The sequence below is a fragment of the Massilia sp. P1_C10 genome (genome assembly GCF_056406475.1).
The window spans coordinates 184,658-203,680 of sequence record NZ_JBFUAC010000008.1 but is presented as its reverse complement, the minus strand read 5'-3'; the positions used below and the strand labels follow the sequence as shown (position 1 = coordinate 203,680).

The 19,023-nt window shown below is 64.5% G+C and carries 15 protein-coding genes; 12 read left to right on the top strand and 3 right to left on the bottom strand.

Features of this window, described 5'->3' with window-relative positions; genetic code table 11:
* Nucleotides 1–95: 95 nt before the first annotated feature.
* A complete protein-coding gene (msrP, locus tag AC1D02_RS17850) occupies nt 96–1,073 on the top strand; it encodes a protein-methionine-sulfoxide reductase catalytic subunit MsrP (RefSeq protein WP_477319297.1) in 978 nt (325 codons plus the stop codon).
* Nucleotides 1,074–1,075: 2 nt separating this feature from the next.
* A complete protein-coding gene (locus AC1D02_RS17845; protein WP_477319295.1) occupies nt 1,076–1,729 on the top strand; it encodes a protein-methionine-sulfoxide reductase heme-binding subunit MsrQ in 654 nt (217 codons plus the stop codon).
* Here the strand turns inward: AC1D02_RS17845 and lysA are convergent.
* Nucleotides 1,722–2,999: a diaminopimelate decarboxylase gene (gene lysA / locus AC1D02_RS17840; RefSeq protein ID WP_477319293.1), complete on the bottom strand. Its 1,278-nt coding sequence runs from the start codon at nt 2,997–2,999 to the stop codon at nt 1,722–1,724. The genes AC1D02_RS17845 and lysA overlap by 8 nt on opposite strands.
* Before the next feature lie 2 nt (nt 3,000–3,001).
* Entirely contained in the window at nt 3,002–3,181 is a 180-nt protein-coding gene (lptM, locus tag AC1D02_RS17835) for an LPS translocon maturation chaperone LptM (RefSeq protein WP_477319291.1), read from the bottom strand.
* Between the two features lie 41 nt (nt 3,182–3,222).
* On the opposite strand from lptM, the gene cyaY reads away from it, so the two are divergent.
* The 4 genes from cyaY (at nt 3,223) to AC1D02_RS17815 (ending at nt 9,182) form a co-directional block, all read left to right on the top strand.
* Nucleotides 3,223–3,549 carry an iron donor protein CyaY gene (cyaY, locus tag AC1D02_RS17830; RefSeq protein ID WP_477319289.1) on the top strand — a complete coding sequence of 109 codons (327 nt, stop codon included), beginning with the start codon at nt 3,223–3,225 and terminating at the stop codon, nt 3,547–3,549.
* Nucleotides 3,550–3,691: 142 nt separating this feature from the next.
* Nucleotides 3,692–4,411, top strand: a complete 720-nt coding sequence (locus tag AC1D02_RS17825) for an NYN domain-containing protein (RefSeq protein WP_477319287.1) — start codon at nt 3,692–3,694, stop codon at nt 4,409–4,411.
* A gap of 209 nt (nt 4,412–4,620) precedes the next feature.
* Nucleotides 4,621–6,012, top strand: a complete 1,392-nt coding sequence (locus AC1D02_RS17820) for a toll/interleukin-1 receptor domain-containing protein (RefSeq protein WP_477319285.1) — start codon at nt 4,621–4,623, stop codon at nt 6,010–6,012.
* Entirely contained in the window at nt 6,009–9,182 is a 3,174-nt protein-coding gene (locus tag AC1D02_RS17815; protein ID WP_477319283.1) for an nSTAND1 domain-containing NTPase, read from the top strand. The genes AC1D02_RS17820 and AC1D02_RS17815 overlap by 4 nt, the downstream gene beginning before the upstream one ends.
* A 40-nt stretch (nt 9,183–9,222) precedes the next feature.
* Here the strand turns inward: AC1D02_RS17815 and AC1D02_RS17810 are convergent, their stop codons facing one another.
* Nucleotides 9,223–11,520, bottom strand: coding sequence for a penicillin-binding protein 1A (locus tag AC1D02_RS17810; protein ID WP_477319391.1), 2,298 nt, complete (start codon nt 11,518–11,520; stop codon nt 9,223–9,225).
* A 402-nt stretch (nt 11,521–11,922) separates the two neighbouring features.
* Here AC1D02_RS17810 and AC1D02_RS17805 point away from each other — a divergent pair, with 402 nt between their 5' ends.
* The 6 genes from AC1D02_RS17805 to AC1D02_RS17780 are packed head-to-tail and all read left to right on the top strand — an operon-like array spanning nt 11,923 to nt 18,998.
* Entirely contained in the window at nt 11,923–12,996 is a 1,074-nt protein-coding gene (locus AC1D02_RS17805) for a pilus assembly protein PilM (protein ID WP_477319281.1), read from the top strand.
* The gene (locus tag AC1D02_RS17800) at nt 12,996–13,646 is read left to right on the top strand and encodes a PilN domain-containing protein (RefSeq protein WP_477319279.1); all 651 of its coding nucleotides are present in this window, start codon (nt 12,996–12,998) and stop codon (nt 13,644–13,646) included. The genes AC1D02_RS17805 and AC1D02_RS17800 overlap by 1 nt, the downstream gene beginning before the upstream one ends.
* A 15-nt stretch (nt 13,647–13,661) precedes the next feature.
* Complete coding sequence (locus tag AC1D02_RS17795; protein ID WP_477319277.1) at nt 13,662–14,333, top strand: type IV pilus inner membrane component PilO; 672 nt, start codon at nt 13,662–13,664, stop codon at nt 14,331–14,333.
* Nucleotides 14,330–14,872, top strand: a complete 543-nt coding sequence (locus tag AC1D02_RS17790; RefSeq protein ID WP_477319275.1) for a pilus assembly protein PilP — start codon at nt 14,330–14,332, stop codon at nt 14,870–14,872. The genes AC1D02_RS17795 and AC1D02_RS17790 overlap by 4 nt, the downstream gene beginning before the upstream one ends.
* Nucleotides 14,869–17,016 carry a type IV pilus secretin PilQ gene (locus AC1D02_RS17785; protein WP_477319273.1) on the top strand — a complete coding sequence of 716 codons (2,148 nt, stop codon included), beginning with the start codon at nt 14,869–14,871 and terminating at the stop codon, nt 17,014–17,016. The genes AC1D02_RS17790 and AC1D02_RS17785 overlap by 4 nt, the downstream gene beginning before the upstream one ends.
* A 35-nt stretch (nt 17,017–17,051) precedes the next feature.
* Nucleotides 17,052–18,998, top strand: a complete 1,947-nt coding sequence (locus AC1D02_RS17780) for an Ig-like domain-containing protein (protein WP_477319271.1) — start codon at nt 17,052–17,054, stop codon at nt 18,996–18,998.
* The last annotated feature ends 25 nt before the right edge of the window (nt 18,999–19,023 follow it).

Below are 19,023 nucleotides of genomic sequence, written 5' to 3'. Positions count from 1 at the left end.
GCGCAGCGCACGCAAAGAATTGACAATTTGGTGTAAGGTTGTCGCGATGTCATTCGACAAAGCTGCATCCCAACACCGAATTGCCGAGGAAAGCCATGCTGATCAAACGTAGCCCGAACGGCCTCGACCTGCCGTTCCCGTCCGAAATCACGCCGCAGGAAGTCTACGAACAGCGGCGCAAATTCATCAAGACCATGGCGGTCGGCGCCGCCGTCGGCAGCTCGCTGTGGGAGATGGCGAACCGCGAAGCCTTCGCCCAGGCGCCGGCGCATGCGCTGGCCGGCAAGCTCAATCCCGCTTACTCCATCATGGAAAAGCAGACGCCGTTCAAGGACGCGTCGACCTACAACAACTTCTACGAATTCGGCACCGACAAGTCCGAGCCGGCCGTCAATGCGCACACCCTGAAGACGCGGCCATGGACGGTGTCGATCGAGGGCGAGGTGAAGAAGCCGATGACACTCGACATCGACAGCCTGACCAAGCTGGCGCCGCTGGAAGAGCGCGTGTATCGCCTGCGCTGCGTCGAAGGCTGGTCGATGGTGATTCCCTGGGTCGGCTACTCGCTGTCCGAATTGATCAAGAAGTGCGAGCCGACCGGGAACGCAAAGTACGTCGAATTCACCACGCTGGCCGATCGCAAGCAGATGCCCGGCGTGGGCAGCCGCGTGCTCGAGTGGCCGTATGTCGAAGGCCTGCGCATGGACGAGGCGATGCATCCGCTCACGCTGCTCACCGTCGGCATGTATGGCCAGGTGCTGCCGAACCAGAACGGCGCGCCGGTGCGCGTGATCGTGCCGTGGAAGTACGGCTTCAAATCGGCCAAGTCCATCGTCAAGATCCGCTTCGTGAAGGACCAGCCGAAGACCGCGTGGAACGTGTCGGCGCCGAACGAATACGGCTTCTACTCCAACGTCAATCCCGAGGTCGACCACCCGCGCTGGTCGCAGGCCAGCGAGCGCCGCATCGGCGAGGACGGCTTCTTCCAGAAAAAGCGCAAGACGCTGATGTTCAACGGTTATCCGCAGGTCGCCTCGCTGTACACCGGGATGGACCTGAAGAAAAACTTCTGATCATGGCCTTCACCGCGACCGCGCGCCAGGTGTTCGCGCTCAAGGCTGTCATCTTCGTGCTGGGGCTGATCCCGGTGGCGAAGATGGCCTGGCTGACCGTCACCCAGCAACTGGTCGAGCCGCTCGAGCACATCACGCGCGGCACCGGCGACTGGGTGCTGTACTTCCTGTGCATCACCCTCGCGGTGACGCCGCTGCGCCGCTTCACCGGCTGGAACTGGCTGATCAAACTGCGCCGCGAACTGGGGCTGTTCGCGTTCTTCTACGCCTGCCTGCACTTCATGACGTTCCTGTGGTTCGACCACTTCTTCGACTTTGCCGAGATGTGGAAGGATGTCCTCAAGCGGCCCTTCATTACGGTGGGCTTCACCGCCTTCGTGCTCCTGATTCCGTTGGCGGTGACCAGCACCAACGGCATGATCCGCCGCCTCGGCGGCAAGCGCTGGCAGTGGCTGCACCGGCTGATCTACGTGATCGCGCCGCTGGGGATCCTGCATTTCTGGTGGATGAAGGCGGGCAAGCACGACTTCGAGCAGCCGATCATTTTCGGCGCCATCGTCGCGGTGCTGCTGGGATTGAGGCTGTACTGGAAACTGAAGCCGGCGCCGCGCGCGCCCGTGCAGGCGGACGCGCGGCGCGGCGGATCGCTTACTTGATCAGCGATTCGAGCGCGAACAGGTCGGCCGGGTTTTCACGCTGGCGGATCAGGTGGGCCTGGCCGCCGTCGACCATCACCTCGGCGGCGCGGCCGCGCGTGTTGTAGTTCGAGGACATCGTCAGGCCATAGGCGCCGGCGCTCATGATCGCCAGCACGTCGCCCGGCTGCGCCGACAGGATGCGGTCGCGCGCCAGCCAGTCGCCCGACTCGCACACCGGGCCGACCACGTCGTACATGTTGGCCGAGCCGTCGCGATGCACCACCGGCTGCACGCCCATCCAGGCCTGGTACAGGGCAGGGCGCATCAGGTCGTTCATCGCCGCATCGACCACGCAGAAGTTCTTCTCTTCGCCCTGCTTGAGGAATTCGACGGTCGTCAGCAGCACGCCGGTGTTGCCGACGATCGAGCGGCCCGGCTCGAAAATCACCTTGATCGGCTGGCCGGCGTAACGCTCGGCGCGCCAGGCGTCGATGCGCTTGAACAGGCGGCCCAGGTAGTCGCCCACCGGCACCGGCGCCGCTTCGCCCGCTTCGCCGTAGTCGATGCCAAGGCCGCCGCCGATATCGAGGTGATGCAGCACGATGCCCTCGAGCGCGAGGGTGTCGATCAGTTCAATCAGCTTGTCGAGCGCTTCGAGCAGCGGCGCGTCGTCCAGCAGCTGCGAGCCGATGTGGCAGTCGATGCCGGCCACTTCCAGGTGCGGCAGCGCCGCGGCGGCACGGTAGGTTGCGAGCGCATCGACGAAGGCCACGCCGAACTTGTTGGCCTTCAGGCCGGTGGCGATGTAGGGGTGGGTCTTGGCGTCGACGTTCGGGTTCACGCGCAGCGACACGCGCGCGGTCTTGCCCATGCTGCCGGCCACTTCGTTCAGGCGGTGCAGTTCCGGGATCGACTCGACGTTGAAGCACAGGATGTCGTGCGACAGCGCCAGGCGCATTTCGTCGACGGTCTTGCCGACGCCGGAAAAGATCACCTTGGACGGGCTGCCGCCGGCGGCCAGCACGCGCAGCAGCTCGCCGCCCGAGACGATGTCGAAGCCGGCGCCGCGGCGCGCCAGGATGTCGAGGATCGCCAGGTTCGAGTTGGCCTTCATCGCGTAGCACACCAGCGCGTCGCGCCCGGCGCAGGCATTGGCGTAGGCGTCGAAGTTCTCGACCAGCGCCGTTTTGGAATAGACGTAGGTCGGCGTGCCGAATTGCGCGGCGATGTCGGACAGGGGCGTGCTTTCGGCATGCAGGACGCCGTCTTTGTAATTAAATTGCGACATATTTATTGTTGGGCGGCTGGAGTAGGGATGGTGACGGGGGCAACCGGAATCGCGGGAGGCTGCACGGGCGCGGCGGCCGGCGCCGGCCTGGCGGGCGGCTTCGGCATGTACAGCGGGCCGGTCTGGCCGCAGCCGGCCAGCAGCGCGGCGGCGCCGATAACGAGCGCGAGAGTGGACTTCACGATTAGAATCACGGATTGATTAGCAGACCTTGGAGTGTAGCATGAGCGAAACAGAATTTTTGGACCTGGCCCAATCCACGCTGGACCAGATCGAAGCGAAGATGGACCGGCTCAACGACGAGGACCTGCTCGATGTCGAGTGCAAGCGCAGCGGCAACGTGCTCGAAATCGAATTCATCGACAACGGCACCAAGATCATCATCAACAGCCAGGCGCCGATGCAGGAAATGTGGGTGGCGGCCAAGTCGGGCGGCTTCCACTACAAGCGGGTCGACGGCCAGTGGATCAACACGCGCGATGGCTCCGAGCTGTTTGCGGCACTGTCGGCGCTGGCAAGCGCCCAGGGCGGAGTTCCTGTGACGTTGTAAGAATCGACAATGCATTGACAATGGCGTCAATAAGTTGAATAATTTGGGTACCACTCATCCCTCGCATTGTCATTTGGTTGGCTTCTGCTTAGGAAGAATTAGCCGCTCAATTGGGCGGCTTTTTCACATCTGAAAGACCAAATTGCCGCTCAGCGCAACGCCATTTCAGAAGACCGCCGTGTATGTTGACGGCTACAACCTTTATTATGGCCGGCTTCGCAACACGTCTTTTAAGTGGCTCGATGTAGTGGCGCTGTTCGACGCGATTCTTGCTCGTCGAGACCAGAATGAAAGGGTGGCCCGACTTCACTTGTTCACCGCTCCGGCACTCGCAAACTTCGCCACGCATGGCCAAGATTCCGTAATCGCGCAATCTGCTTATCATCGCGCGCTGCAATCGAAACATCCCCAGCGATTCGAAATAATTTATGGCAAGCACTCCTATGACCGCAGCGGGGCCTTGCTTCCCACGTTTGTAGCCGGTCAGGCTTACGATCGAACTATTCGTTCCAGGGTATGGAAGCTTGAGGAAAAAAAGACGGACGTGAACTTGGCCCTGCGCATGTATCGGGACGCGTGCAAAGGCTTGTACGACCGGATCATCCTGATGTCCAACGACAGCGATGCAGAACCCGCTCTTCAGGCAATTCGCCAAGATTTCCCCGAAATCACGATAGGACTGGTTATCCCCATTTGGCTTTCAGTTCCGGGTACTGCGGCGCCGCGCAGAGCCAGTGGTTCACTGTTAGCTCAAGCAGATTGGGTCATTCCAAATATCACAGACGACCAATTACGCGAGGCGCAGTTGTCCGACCAAATTCCGACTCGCAAGAAGCCCATTCGGAAGCCGTCACACTGGTAGTGGGTGCCCGCAGAGCATGCTGGTTTGGGGCTTCATCCAATTTCCGCCGAAGTTTGCCAGCGATTTTGTTAATTAATTGATACCTGAAAACATTTCATCATGCTAGCATCGTGATTCCGATGGCATCGTTTGGTGCACGTCATCGGGCGCATTAAAGAGGCTTCCGAGCGCTCGGGGGCTGCGTCTGACGATTTGCGATCACGGTGACCATGTCCAGCCTAGCCCATTTTCCGCTCACGACCCTCGACGACGACGCCTGGGACGACCTCCTCACCTACATTGAAGACAAGCGGGTCATCCCGATCATCGGCCCCGAACTGCTGGAAGTCCAGACCGAGTCGGGACCGCGCCCGCTGTACGACTGGCTGGCCGAGCGCCTGGCCGCCAAACTCAGTGTCGATACTTCCGCACTGCCGCAGCCGTACAACCTGAATGACGTGGTGTGCTGGTTCCTGTCGATGCGCGGCCGGCGCGAGGAAGCCTACGTGCGCCTGCGCGCGATCCTGCGCGACACCGTGTTCGAGCCGCCGCGCGCGCTGCGCCGACTGGCCGCGATCACCGATTTCGACCTGTTCGTCACCACCACCTTCGACCAGCTGCTGGAAGACGCGATCAACGCCGAACGCTTCGGCGGCGCGCAAGCGAACGAGGCGGCCGACGTGATTGCCTACGCGCCGAACCGCGTCGCCGACCTGCCCTCCGAGCGCGAGGCGCTGGTGCGGCCCGTGGTCTACCACCTGTTCGGCAAGGTGGCGGCGTCGCCGACTTACGTCATCTCCGACGAGGACACGCTCGAATTCATCTGCGCGCTGCAAAGCGAGCACCTGGTGCCGGAGCGGCTGTTCCACGAACTCGAACACAACCACCTGCTGTTCATCGGCAGTAATTTCAGCAACTGGCTGGCGCGCATGTTCCTGCGCATGGCCAAGCGCCACCGCCTGTCGGACCCGCGCGACGTCGGCGAAATCCTCGCCGACAGCTTTTCCGGCAGCGACGACCGCTTGATGAGTTTTCTGCAGCAGGTCAGCGTGCGCACGCGGGTCTACACGGGCGCCGAGAAGTTCGTCGACGAACTGTACGAACGCTGGCGGGCGCGCCGCGATAAATTCAGGCCACGCCTGGCGGCGGCCCCGGTGCGCTTCCTGCCGCCGTCCCGCGAAATGCCGGACCACGCGGTCTTCATCAGCTACGCGCGCGGCGACCTGGAGGCGGTGCAGCGCATGAAAGCCGAACTCGATGCGATCGGCGTCACTACTTGGTTCGACATGGAACGGCTGGAAGCGGGCGACGACTACGACCGCAAGATCCAGCGCAACATCGCGCGCTGCTCCTACTTTATCCCGGTGATCTCGCGCACCACGCAGGCGCGCCACGAAGCCTACTTCCGGCGCGAGTGGAGCTACGCGATCGACCGCGCCCGCAACATCGCCGACGGCGCCCTGTTCATCCTGCCGGTGACCATCCACGACACGTCTGCCGGCGACGCGGTGGTGCCGGAACGGTTCCGCAGCCTGCACTTCACGCATCTGCCGGACGGCGCGGTCACCGACGACTTCGGCCAGCGTTTGCGCGAAGCGTTCCAGGCGAAAGGCAACCAATGAACGACTACGACAGCACTGCGTCGGTGAGCGAAGAACTGGTCGACGCCCGCCATCCCTGGCTCGGCCTGGCGTCGTTCAGCGAAGCGACCCAGGGCTTTTTCTACGGCCGCGAGGAAGAAGTGGCCGAGCTGGCGCGCCGGGTCCAGCGCAAGCTGTTGACCGTGCTGTTCGGGCAGTCGGGACTGGGCAAGACCTCGATCCTGCGCGCCGGCCTGGCCCCGCGCCTGCGCCAGCAGGGATTCTGTCCGGTGTACGTGCGCATCGATTACAGCGCCGACGCGCCGGCTCCGGCGCTGCAGATCAAGCAGGCCATGTTGAAGGAAACCGCGGCGGCGGGTCAATGGAGCAAGCCGGGCGCCGACGACGAGCCGCTGTGGGAGTTCCTGCACCGCCGCGACAACGTGCTGCGCGACGCAAACGGCGCGGCGCTGGTGCCGCTGCTGATTTTCGACCAGTTCGAAGAGATATTCACCTTGGCGCAGGCCGACGACGATGGCCGGCAGCGCGCCGCCAATTTCCTCGGCACGCTTGCGGGGCTGGTCGAGAACCGCCCATCGCCGGAACTCGAGCAACGCATGGACGAGGATGACGACACCGCGGCGCTATTCGATTTCTCGCGCAGCGACTATCGCGTGTTGATCACGCTGCGCGAGGACTACCTGGCGCACCTGGAAGGCGTCAAGGGCAGCATGCCGAGCATCACCCAGAACCGCCAGAGGCTGGCGCCGATGACCGGCTCGCAGGCGCTGGCCGCGGTGACAGGACCTGGCGGCTCGCTGGTCACGGGCGAAGTGGCGGAGGCGATCGTGCGCTTCGTCGCCGGCGGGGCGGAGCTGGCCAACGCGCAGGTCGAGCCATCGCTGCTTAGCCTGATCTGCCGCGAGCTCAATGACAAGCGCATTGCCGCGGGCCGCAACGCCATCACCATCGACCTGCTGGCCGGCTCGCACGCCAGCATCCTGACCGACTTCTACGAACGCGCGCTGGCCGACCAGCCGGAGGCGGTGCGCGCAGTGATCGAGGACACCCTGCTGACCGATTCCGGCTACCGCGAAAACGTGGCGGAGGAACGGCTCAGGCGCGCACTGGCGGCCGCCGGCGCATCTGGCGGCGCGCTGGCCGCGCTGGTGGACCGGCGCCTGCTGCGCATCGAAGAGCGGCTCGATGTGCGCCGCGTCGAACTGACTCACGACGTGCTGTGCGGAGTCGTCAAGGACAGCCGCGAAGGGCGCCTGGAGCGCGAACAGCTGGCCGAGGCAGAACGAGCTCTGACGCTGCAGCAGACCCGGGAGCAGGAAAGCCGGCGTGCGCTGGCAAGGGCCCGTAAAGTCGCGGGGATATGTGTGGTGCTGTCGGTGTGCGCGGTGGGCAGCACGGTCTTCGGCTACGTCAACATGCGCCAGGCGGAGAAACTCCGGATCGCCGCCGATCGTTCCCGTGCGGGCGCGGAGAACCTGGTCGGCTACCTGCTCGACGATTTCTACGAGACTTTGCAGCCGATCGGCCGGCTTGACCTGATGGGAGAGCTGGCTCGCCGCAGCGTTGCATATTACGAACACCTGGACGCAGACATGCGCGGTACGGACACGACGCTTAACCAGGCGCGCGCAGGCATGCGGCTCGCGTCTGTGCGGCTGTCGCTGGGCAACGGCGCCGAGGCGCGCGCCCTCGCCGATCGCGCGCTCGCCGGCTTTCAACGGTTGGCTCGCGTCGATCCAGGATCGGAAATCACTGCGTTGGCGTACTCGAATGCCCTGCGCGAGCGCGCCAATATGGCTTTCTCGAATGGCGAGAGGGAGAGCGCCAGGTCGCTCATCGACCAGGCGCGCGCGGTGATCAAACCATTTTTCAGCCGCTCCGGTGCGCCCGCGCAGGTTCGCCGCGAGTATGCGGAAGTGCTCACGCGTTCAGGCTACATGCATTTGCGCGGTGGTCAGCAGGCAGTGGCCGAATCCGAACTGCATGCTGCGATTGGCGCGATCGATGGACTCACGGATGTCCGCGCAGCTGCAGACCGGGCGACGGCCGGCGGCTGGCTGCACGAACTGCTCGCGCGAGGTAAGCGCTTTGACGAGGCTGGAAAAATTGGAGCCGAGGCGATTTTGCAGGCCGAGGCAGTCCTGAAACAAGCACCGAATCATTTTCCTGCGGAGAAGGTGATCGATTTAGTGCATTTCGAGCAGGCGATGGCTGAAATGCATCGCCGTCAGCCAGGGCGCGCGGTGAGGCTGCTGGACCAAATTATCGCGCAGGGAAGATTGCGATTGCAGATGGATCCGGACAATGCGCAAGCGGAGGATCTTCTTGCGATAAGCGTGGCAAATCGCGCACTGGCGGCGTTCCAACAGGGAAAAGTCCTGGAAGCGCGCGCGCGGTTCGACGAAATGTGGAAGATATATGAGGTCCGTGCGCCGTCAACTTATCAAGTCGGAAATCTGCTTCATTTTGCCGCTAACGATATGAACATGTCGGCACAATCAGGCAGGCAAGACGATTTGGAGCGGGCGAGCGAGCGGGTCCGCCGATACGCCAAGATCAAGGAAAACGGCGCCAATGGTTCAGCGTGGTATGGATTGTTTACCACTTATCGCAGTTTGCACGCACTCTTGGTCGCGGGGGATCGCCGGGCTACGCCGGATGCAGCGAGCAATCTGATCGGGGGTGCAGATACCTTCCTTGAGAAATCCATTAAGCAGAAGGAGGCGCCGGAAGAAATCAGGGGCAGCCGTCACCTATTGGCGAGCGCGCTGTCGCTGCGAGCCGAAATGGCCAACGCGAGCGGCGAGTTCGGGAAGGCGGAGGCCACAAGTCGAAGGGTGTTCGAGCTTGTCGGCGAAGAAGACATCAGTGGACCGCTTGAGCCGGCGGATGAGCTAGCCAGGGTCGAATACGCTTACTCACTGATGAAAGTTGGGAAATCGCAGGAAGCGCGTGTCCAGATCGAGAAGGCGATCGCCATCCAGCGCGGCCAATTGAAGGCGGGGAGCGATGATCAGATCCTGCGCATTGAATTGGCCCGCGCGCTCAGCGTGGCTGCGCAGATCACGCCGGCGAGTGGGGCCGCGAACCTGAAAGAGGCACATGCGCTGCTGGCGGGGTTGCCGTCCGAGGTGCAGGCGATGCGGTCGGCGCGGCTGGCGCGGGAACAGGTCGACGCGGCGCTGCACTAAGAAAAATGGGGGCAGGCCGCAGCATCACCCCCATCTTTACCTAGAACAGCTCGTTCTTGACGGCGTCCTTGGTCTTTTCTTCTGCCGGCGTGCCGCGCGTGCCGACGTCCAGGCTCTGCACTCCGGTCCCCGGCGGATTCTCGGCGTAGTAGTACTCGCCGTCGCTGGCCTGCACCAGTCCTGACGGCACCACGCGCTCCACGACCGGCGCGTTCTTCAGCGCCTTCTGCATGTAGCCGATCCAGATCGGCAGCGCCAGGCCGCCGCCGGTTTCCTTGTTGCCCAGGTTCTTGGGCTGGTCGTAGCCGATCCACGCGATGCCCACCAGGTTCGATGCATACCCGGCGAACCAGGCGTCGATCGAGTCGTTGGTGGTGCCGGTCTTGCCCGAGATGTCGGGGCGTTTCAGCACCAGCGCCTTGGTCGCGGTGCCGTACTTGACGACGTCCTTGAGCATGCTGTCGACCAGGTAGGCGTTGCGCTCGTCGATGACGCGGTTGGCGTCGACGCCGGCCTTGTCGGGAATGGCCTGCGACAGCACCTTGCCGTCGGCGTCGGTGACTTTCGAGATCAGGTACGGGCTGACGCGGTAGCCGCCGTTGGCGAACACCGAGTAGGCGCCCGCCATCTGCAGCGGCGTGGTGGCGCCGGCGCCCAGCGCGAGCGTCAGGTAAGGCGGGTTCTTGTCCGGATCGAAGCCGAAGCGGGTGGTGTATTCCTGGCCGTACTTGGCGCCGATCTTATGCAGGATGCGGATCGAGACCATGTTCTTCGACTTGGTCAGGCCTTTGCGCATCGTCATCGGGCCGTCGTACTTGCCGTCGTAGTTCTTCGGCTCCCACGCCTGGCCGCCGGTCTGGCCGGCATCAAAACTGATCGGCGCGTCGTTGATCACGGTGGCCGGCGACAGCCCGCGCTCGAGCGAGGCCGAATAGATGAACGGCTTGAACGACGAACCCGGCTGGCGCCACGCCTGCGTCACGTGGTTGAACTTGTTGCGGTTGTAGTCGAAGCCGCCGACCAGCGCGCGGATCGCGCCGTCGGTGGTGTCGGCCGCGACGAACGCCGATTCGACTTCCGGCATCTGGATGATGCTCCAGGCCGGGCCGCCTTCCTTGGTCACGCGGATCACCGCGCCGCGCTTGATGCGCCGGTTGGGCGCCGCCTTCTCGGCCAGCCAGTCGCGCCCGAACGCCAGGCCCGGGCCGCTGATCTTGATCTCTTCGCCGGACGCGGTGACCGCGGTGATGCCGGCCGGGCTGGCCGCCAGCACCATCGCGGCGACGATGTCGTCGCTGTCGGGATGCTCGGCCAGCTCGGTCTCGATCGCCTCGTCCGCCTCTTCCTTGGAGGCCGGGATGTCGATGTAGGCTTCCGGCCCGCGGTACGGGTGGCGCCGCTCGTATTCGAGCACGCCGCGGCGCAGCGCCAGGTAGGCCGCATCCTGGTCGGCCTTGGTCACGGTGGTAAACACGTTCAGCCCGCGCGTGTAGGTCTCTTCCTTGAACTGCTCGTACACCAGCTGGCGCGCCATCTCGGCCACGTACTCGGCGTGCACGCCGAATTCGGCGCTGTCGGTCTTGATCTTCAGCGGCTCCACCTTGGCCGCTTCGAACTGGGCGTCGGTGATATAGCCCAGCTGGTGCATGCGGAACAGGATGTACTGCTGGCGCGTGCGCGCGCGCTTCGGGTTGACCACCGGGTTGTAAGCCGACGGCGCCTTCGGCAGGCCGGCCAGCATCGCCGCCTCGGCCACGCTGATGTCCTTCAGGCTCTTGCCGAAGTAGATCTGGGCCGCCGACGAGAAGCCGAACGCGCGCTGGCCCAGGTAGATCTGGTTCATGTAGACCTCGAGGATCTGGTCCTTGGTCAGGTTCTGTTCGATCTTCCAGGCCAGCAGCACTTCATAGGCCTTGCGCTTCAGGGTCTGCTCGGACGACAGGAAGAAGTTGCGCGCCACCTGCTGGGTGATGGTGGAGGCGCCCTGGCGCGCGCCGCCGGTGGCGTTGTGCACGGCCGCGCGCAGGATGCCGGTGTAGTCGACCCCGCCGTGCTGGTAGAAGCGGTCGTCCTCGATCGCGAGAACGGCCTTCTTCATCACGTCCGGGATGTCCTTGAAGCGGGTCAGCGTGCGGCGCTCCTCGCCGAATTCGCCGATCAAGACGCCGTCGGCGGAAAACACCCGCAGCGGCATCTTCGGCCGGTAGTCGGTCAGGGTGTCGAGCGCCGGCAGGTTGGGGTAGGCCATGGCCAGCGCGAATACCACCACCAGCACCGCCGCCAGCGCCGAGCCGGTCAGGATGCCCAGCACGATGAAGGCGATGCGGCGCGGCGTCATCGGGCCCTTGCGGCCCGGGGCTGGGATCTTGCCGTCGGATTTCGAAGCACTCATGCGGGTCGATTCTCTCTAATATTGATGCGGCTCATTATAAGGTACGCGCATTATGCACGCGCCGCGCCATCCGGACCCCTTCACTCAAGATGCTTGTGAACCGGCCGACAACTATGATGTCGCCCGGTTCATAGAGTGTCGTTTATCCGCCCGTACCCGGAATGTTCCAGTGCAGAAATACCTTTACACCGCTGTCGCTCTGTTGCTACGATTTAATGTACTGCCTCATGTTGCACGACCTAAGTGGCGGTTTTATAAACACATTACCGTTTTCGGGCGGTTTCATTATTCGTTCTGCAAGGAAACTTTTGCAGCGGTTGCAGTGGGCAGGTGAGGAGCACGCGCGTCATGGTCAATCTGAGTTCCTTGTTCGGACAAGCCAGTCCCCCGTTGGTGGGACTGGACATCAGCACGTCGGGCGTGCGCCTGGTCGAGCTGGCCGACGCCGGCAAAGGCGCGCTGCGCCTCGAACGCTACGCGGCCGAGCCGCTGCCGCGCGGCGCCGTGGTTGACGGCAATATCGAAAACATGGAGCAAGTCACCGAAGCGGTGCGCCGCGTCTGGAAAAAGAGCGGCACCCGGGTCAAGCTGGTCGCGCTCGGCATGCCGCCTGCTTCCGTGATCACCAAGAAAATCATCCTGCCCGCCGGCCTGTCCGAAGACCAGCTCGAAGTGCAGGTCGAATCCGAAGCGTCCCAGTACATCCCGTTCGCGCTCGACGAGGTCAGCCTCGACTTCGACGTGCTCGGCATGGCCGCCAACTCGCCCGACGACATCGACGTGATGCTGGCCGCGGCGCGCAAGGAGAAGGTCGAGGACCGCGTGGCGATCGCCGAAGCGGCCGGCCTGACCGCGGTGGTGATGGACATCGAATCGTACGCCGCGCGCGCCGCGCTGGAGCGCGTCACCGAGGTCCTGCCCGGCGCCGCCGAGCAGATCGTCGCGCTGTTCCAGATCGGCGCAGGCGTCACCCACATTTCGGTGATGGTGAACGGCGACACCATCTACGAACGCGAGCAGCCGTTCGGCGGCAACCAGCTGACCCAGGACATCGTGCGCGCCTACGGCCTGTCGTTCGAGGAAGCCGACGCCAAGAAGAAAACCGGCGACCTGCCCGAAGGCTACCAGGCCGAACTGCTCGGCCCCTTCCTCGAAAACGCCGCGCTCGAAGTTACGCGCGCGATCCAGTTTTTCTACACCTCGACCCCGTACACCCGCGTCGACCAGCTGTACCTGGCCGGCGGCTGCGCAATGATCCCCGGCCTGCTCGACATCGTCGCCAGCCGCACCAAGATCTCGAGCGCGGTGGTGTCGCCGTTCAAGGGCATGCAGCTCGGCGCCGACGTGCGCGAGTCGCAACTGCGCACCGAAGCGCCGGCTTACCTGGTCGCCTGCGGCCTCGCCCTCAGGAGATTTGGCTGATGATCAGGATTAACCTGCTCCCGCACCGGGAAGCGAAACGCAAGCTCAAGAAGACCGCCTTCATGGCGCTGATGGCATTGGGCGGCATCCTCGGCGTGGCCGTGGTGCTGGTGGTCGGCGGCTACAACGCCAGCCGCATCTCGATCCAGAACGAGCGCAACCTGGTGCTGACCCAGTCGAACGCCGAACTGGACAAGAAGATCGCCGCGATCGCCACCCTGAAACAGGAAATCGAAGCGCTGAAAGCGCGCCAGCAGGCGGTCGAAGACCTGCAGGGCGACCGCAACCAGCCGGTCTACCTGCTCGACGAGCTGGTCAGGCAGACCCCGACCGGCGTGTACCTGAAAACCTTCCGCCAGGAAGGCCAGCGCGTGGTGATGTCCGGCTACGCGCAGTCGCAGGAACGTGTCGCCGAACTGCTGCGCAACCTGACCGGCGCCTCGCCGTGGCTGGAGCGTCCCGAGCTGACCGAGGTGAAGGCCTCGACCCTGGCGCAGAGCAAGGCCGGCAAGAAGGTGGTCGAGTTCACGCTCGCGGTGGCGATCAAGCGCCCGCGCGACCAGGATGCCGCCAAGGCCGCCGCCGCTGCCGGCTTGCCGCCAGGCGCCGTCGTGCCGGCGCCCGCGCCGGCCGGCCCCACCATCAAGTAGCGCGGAACGGACCTTATGGATATTAACTTCAAAGACATCGGCGCATCGCTGTCGGGCCAGTTCCAGGGCCTGGCCGGACGCCATCCCGGCATGTGGCCGCTGGCGCCGCGCGTGCTGTGCGCCGCCGGCGTGATGGCCGCCGTCGTCGCGCTCGGCTACTTCGGCTACTGGAGCGGCCAGTTCGAGGAAGAAGACACGCTGGCCCAGACCGAAGTGAAGCTGCGCGACGAATACAAGCTGAAGATGGCGCAGGCGATCAACCTCGACGCCCTGCAGGCGCAGAAGCTGCAGGTCGACCAGTACGTCGACCGCCTGCAGAAGCAACTGCCGAACAAGGCCGAGATGGCGGCGCTGCTGTCGGACATCAACCAGGCCGGCCTCGGCCGCGGCCTGCAGTTCGACCTGTTCCGTCCGGGCCCGGTGGTGGTGCGCGATTACTACGCCGAGCAGCCGATCGACATCAAGGTATCCGGCAGCTACCACGACATCGGCGCGTTCGCCGCCGACATGGCGAACCTGCCGCGCATCGTCACGCTCAACAACATGACCCTGACCGCGGGCAAGGACGGCGTGCTGATGCTCGACGCCGTCGCCAAGACCTTCCGCTACCTCGATCCCGAGGAAGCGAGCGCGCAGCGCAAGGCGCGCGCCGCGGCCAAGAAACAGCAGCAGGGGGCACCGAAATGACGATCAAGCGCATAGCTGCGATAGCGCTGGCGGCATCGCTGGCCGGCTGCGGCGCCAGCGACGTCCGCGAAGTGCGGGACTGGATGGCGCAGGTCAAGAAGGACACCAAGGTCAGCGTGGTGCCGATCGCCGAGCCGAAAACGTTTATTCCGTTCGCCTACACGGCGCGCGAGCAGGTCGACCCGTTCAGCCCCAACAAGCTGCTGGCCGAACTGGCGCGCGCGGCCGAAAAGGGCGACAGCGGCAAGTACAAGCCGGACATGAACCGGCGCAAGGAACTGCTGGAGAACTATCCGCTGGACGCCTTCACCATGGTCGGCGTGATGCAGAAAGGCGGCGTGAACTATGCGCTGCTGCAGGTCGACAAAGCGGTGTACCAGGTCAAGTCGGGCCAGCGCATCGGCCAGAATTACGGGCTGGTCACCGGGGTCAGCGAGAACGTGGTGCAAATCAAGGAAGTGGTTCAGGACGCCGCCGGCGAGTGGGTCGAGCGCCTGTCGAAGCTGGAATTGCAGGAAAGTAAGGAGAGCAGGAAATGATCGCATTCAAAATGAACGGCGCCGCATCCCTCACGGGTTCGCTGGCGCGCGCGGGCGCACTGCTGGTCCTGGCCTTGTCGGCCGCCACGGCATGGGCGCAGGATAACGCGATCGAATCGATCACTGCCAACCAGCAGGGCTCGAACGTGGTGGTCAACATCGCCATGCGCAACGCGCCCGCCAAGCTGCCGATCGGCTTTTCGATCACCAATCCGGCGCGCATCGCGCTCGACTTCGGCGCCACCTCGAACGCCACCGGCAAGAGCGCCCAGGACATCAACCTGGGCGACGTGCGCGCGGTCAACGTGGTGCAGGCCGGCGAGCGCACCCGCCTGGTGCTCAACCTCAAGCGCGCGCTCAATTACGCCACCGCGATCGACGGCAAATCCGTGATCGTCACCGTCGAAGGCTCCGGCGGTGTGGCCCAGGCCGTCAACAGTGCCGGCCTGCCGGCCGCCAGCCAGGCGCGCCCGGCCGCGCGCCAGACCTTGCGCGACCTCGACTTCAAGCGCGGCTCGAACGGCGAAGGCCGCATCGTCGTCGACCTGCCGAACAGCCAGGTCGCGGTCGACGTGCGCCAGGTCGGCAACAGCGTGCTGGTCGATTTCATGAACACCGGCCTGCCGCCAAGCCTGCGCCGCCGTCTCGACGTGACCGACTTCGGCACCCCGGTGTCGCAGATCACCACCGTGCCGCAGGGCGACAACGTGCGCATGAAGATCGAAGCGAAGGGCCTGTGGGAGCAGACCGTCTACCAGAGCGACACCCAGCTGGTGATCGACGTCAAGCCGATCAAGGAAGACCCGAACCGCCTGACCCAGGGCTCCCAGGGCTACCGCGGCGAGAAGCTGTCGTTCAACTTCCAGAACGTCGAAGTGCGCGCCGCGCTGCAGGCGATCGCCGACATCTCCGGCCTGAACATCATCACCAGCGATTCGGTGACCGGCAACCTGACGCTGCGCCTGCGCGAAGTGCCGTGGGACCAGGCGCTCGACGTGGTGCTGCAGGCCAAGGGCCTCGACATGCGCAAGAACGGCAGCGTGCTGTGGATCGCGCCGAAGGAAGAACTGCTGACCAAGGAAAAGCTCGAACTCGAGCAGCGCGCCCAGATCGCCGAGCTCGAGCCGCTGCGCTCGGAAGTGTTCCAGCTCAATTACCAGAAGGCCGAGGCGTTCCGCACCGTGATCGGCCTGGACGGCGGCGCCAACCGCGTGCTGTCCAAGCGCGGCAGCGCCATCATCGACGCCCGCACCAACCAACTGTTCATCACCGACATCGCCTCCAAGCTCGACGACATCCGCAAGCTGATCCTGAAGACCGACGTCGCTTCGAAGCAGGTGCTGATCGAAGCGCGCCTGGTCGAAGCGAACGACAGCTTCAGCCGCACGCTGGGCTCGAAACTGGGCTTCAACGACCTGCGCACCCAGCGCGGCGGCGATTCCGGCTACCAGGTCAACGGCAATAACCGGGTCGCCATCGGCGGCAACCTGAATGGCGCCGGCCAGACCACCGGGCAGGTGGGCGCCGGCGATTCGTTCGCCAACTCGCAATTCCTCAACCTGCCGGCCGCGGCGATCGGCTCGGTGCCGCCGGCCACGGTGGCGTTCTCGCTGTTCTCGGCCGCGGCCAACCGCTTCCTGAACCTGGAGCTGTCGGCGCTCGAAGCGGACGGCAAGGGCAAGATCCTGTCGAACCCGCGCGTGCTGACCGAAGACAAGATGACCGCCGTCATCGAGCAGGGCATCGAGCTGCCGTACCAGGTCGCCACCAGCAGCGGCGCCACCTCGATCAGCTTCAAGAAGGCCAACCTGCGCCTCGAAGTGACGCCGCAGATCACCCCGGACGGCAACGTCGTGCTGGAAGTGGAAGTGAACAAGGACTCCAAGGGCGACGTCACGCCGGCCGGTTTCGCCATCAACAACCAGCACGTCAAGACCAAGGTGCGGGTCGAAAACGGCGGCACCGTGGTGCTGGGCGGGATCTACCAGCAAGCCGACCGCAACAACGAAAGCAAGGTCCCGCTGCTGGGCGACCTGCCGGTCGTTGGCTACCTGTTCAAGACCACCGGGCGCGAGTCGACCAAGACCGAGCTGCTGGTGTTCCTGACGCCGAAAATCGTCGTCGATACCGCGCCGACCCGCTGAACCGAACCAGACACCAGTAACAAAAAGGTTATCCCATGAAGACATCACGAAACACGGCCGCGCTGCGCCTTGCCAATGGCGCCATCGCGCTGGCGCTGGCCGGCATCCTGCTCGCCTGCGGCGGCGGCGGCGGCAGCCCGGGCACGACGGTGGGCACGGGCAGCAGCCCGGCGCCAGGTACCGGCACAGGCGGCGGCACCACGGCGCCGGTCGCCGCGCCGACCATGACGCTCGCCTTCATCAACGCCAGTGGGCAAGCCAGCAATGCGCTCAGCGCCAGTTCGCCGCTGACGGCGAAGGCCACGCTGAAGGACAAGGATGGCAAAGTCATCCCGAATGCGATCGTCGCGTTCACCACGGACAACGCGCTCGCCGTTTTCTCTCCATCGGTGGGCACCGCGCTGACCGATGCCGCCGGCGTCGCCAGCATTTCGGTGCGCCCGGCCAGCTTGTCGGCCGGCGGCGCCGGCAAGGTGACCGCCACGTCGACCGTGGCGGGCGCCGCGGTCACCGGCGAAGCGAACTTTTCGGTCGGCGCCACCGCGCTGACCCTGGGCACGCTGACCCTGTCGCCGGCCAGCGTCGCCGCGTACGGTTCGACCACCGTGTCGGTCGATGTCCTGGCTGGCGGCGCGCGTTACACCGACCAGCAGCTGACCGTCACCTTCAGCTCGACCTGCGTCGCTTCGGGCAAGGCGACCCTGGCCGCCGCCGTGCCGACCAATAACGGCACCGCCACCGCGGTGTTCCGCGACCAGGGCTGCGCCAGCAACGACATCATCTCGGCCACCACCGACGGCGTCTCGAAGCCGGCCACTGCCGCGCTGGCGATTGCCGTGCCGGCCGCCGCGTCGGTCCAGTTTTCGTCCGCATCGCCGGTCGACAACTCGATCGTCATCCGGGGCCAGGGCGGCATTTCGCGCACCGAGACGGCCACGCTGAAATTCAAGGTGTTCGACACCTTCGGCAACCCGCTGCCAGGGCAGCTGGTCAGCTTTACGACGACGACGACCGACGTCCACCTCAACAAGGACGCCGACAACACCGATCAGAACGGCGAGGTCATCACCACCGTCAATTCGGGCGACAAGCCGACCACCTTCCGCGTCAAGGCAACGCTCGGCAGCGGCATCTCGACCTTCTCCGACTCGATCGTCGTCACTACCGGCCTGCCGGTGCAGCGCGCGTTCTCGCTCAGCGTGGGGTCACCGAATCTCGACACCAGTGTCGACAAGCAGAAAGCGACAACGGTCACGGCGCTGATCGCCGACAAGTTCGGCAACCCTGTGCCCGATGGCACTCCGGTCGTATTCCAGACCAATCTGGGCGCGATCGGTTCCGCCGGCAAAGGCGGCTGCAACACCAGCAATGGCGGTTGCACCGTTGATTTCACCGTCCAGAACCCGCGCGTCGCGGCGAACCCGCCGGTACCGAGCGCGTGCAACAACGTGGCGAACGGCGGCTCGCTCGACAGTACGCGGGCCGGCGTGGCGACGATCTGCGCCAGCACCAGCGATGGCGCGTCAGTCCTGTTTGGGAAGATCGCGATTTTCCTGTCGGGCAATAGCGCAGCCAATGTCTTCCTCAACGGCGGCAGCACGCCGCTGTCGCAGTTCACGCCCACCGATCTCGGCAGCTTCGCATCGGCCGATCCGGCCACCTTCTACGTGCAGATCAACGATGCGAACCTGAACCCGTTGCCGTCCGGAACCACGGTGGCCATCACCAGCCTCGCGAATGCCAGCGTCGTCGACGTCATTCCTGCGACCGTGCCGCTGATCTTCCCGCACAGCTTGACCGCGGACGATCCGACCGGCAACAACGTCAGCGGCAATCAGGGATCGATCCACCGCGTAACGCTGTCGAGTACGGCGCCCAAGCCTTGCACGGCGGCCAGCAAGGCGACGTTCAACATGTCGATCACCACACCTTTCGGGTTCACAACGTCGTTTCCGTTTAAACTAGCGTTTACCTGTCCGTAACACCATATTGCGGAAATCACTAAAC

What these genes read in the sequence shown, in the direction of transcription:
- msrP (WP_477319297.1), top strand. Translation starts at nt 96, where the DNA reads ATGCTGATCAAACGTAGCCCGAACGGCCTCGACCTGCCGTTCCCGTCC.
- AC1D02_RS17845 (WP_477319295.1), top strand. Translation starts at nt 1,076, where the DNA reads ATGGCCTTCACCGCGACCGCGCGCCAGGTGTTCGCGCTCAAGGCTGTC.
- lysA (WP_477319293.1), bottom strand. Translation starts at nt 2,999, where the DNA reads ATGTCGCAATTTAATTACAAAGACGGCGTCCTGCATGCCGAAAGCACG.
- cyaY (WP_477319289.1), top strand. Translation starts at nt 3,223, where the DNA reads ATGAGCGAAACAGAATTTTTGGACCTGGCCCAATCCACGCTGGACCAG.
- AC1D02_RS17820 (WP_477319285.1), top strand. Translation starts at nt 4,621, where the DNA reads ATGTCCAGCCTAGCCCATTTTCCGCTCACGACCCTCGACGACGACGCC.
- AC1D02_RS17815 (WP_477319283.1), top strand. Translation starts at nt 6,009, where the DNA reads ATGAACGACTACGACAGCACTGCGTCGGTGAGCGAAGAACTGGTCGAC.
- AC1D02_RS17810 (WP_477319391.1), bottom strand. Translation starts at nt 11,520, where the DNA reads ATGACGCCGCGCCGCATCGCCTTCATCGTGCTGGGCATCCTGACCGGC.
- AC1D02_RS17805 (WP_477319281.1), top strand. Translation starts at nt 11,923, where the DNA reads ATGGTCAATCTGAGTTCCTTGTTCGGACAAGCCAGTCCCCCGTTGGTG.
- AC1D02_RS17800 (WP_477319279.1), top strand. Translation starts at nt 12,996, where the DNA reads ATGATCAGGATTAACCTGCTCCCGCACCGGGAAGCGAAACGCAAGCTC.
- AC1D02_RS17795 (WP_477319277.1), top strand. Translation starts at nt 13,662, where the DNA reads ATGGATATTAACTTCAAAGACATCGGCGCATCGCTGTCGGGCCAGTTC.
- AC1D02_RS17790 (WP_477319275.1), top strand. Translation starts at nt 14,330, where the DNA reads ATGACGATCAAGCGCATAGCTGCGATAGCGCTGGCGGCATCGCTGGCC.
- AC1D02_RS17785 (WP_477319273.1), top strand. Translation starts at nt 14,869, where the DNA reads ATGATCGCATTCAAAATGAACGGCGCCGCATCCCTCACGGGTTCGCTG.
- AC1D02_RS17780 (WP_477319271.1), top strand. Translation starts at nt 17,052, where the DNA reads ATGAAGACATCACGAAACACGGCCGCGCTGCGCCTTGCCAATGGCGCC.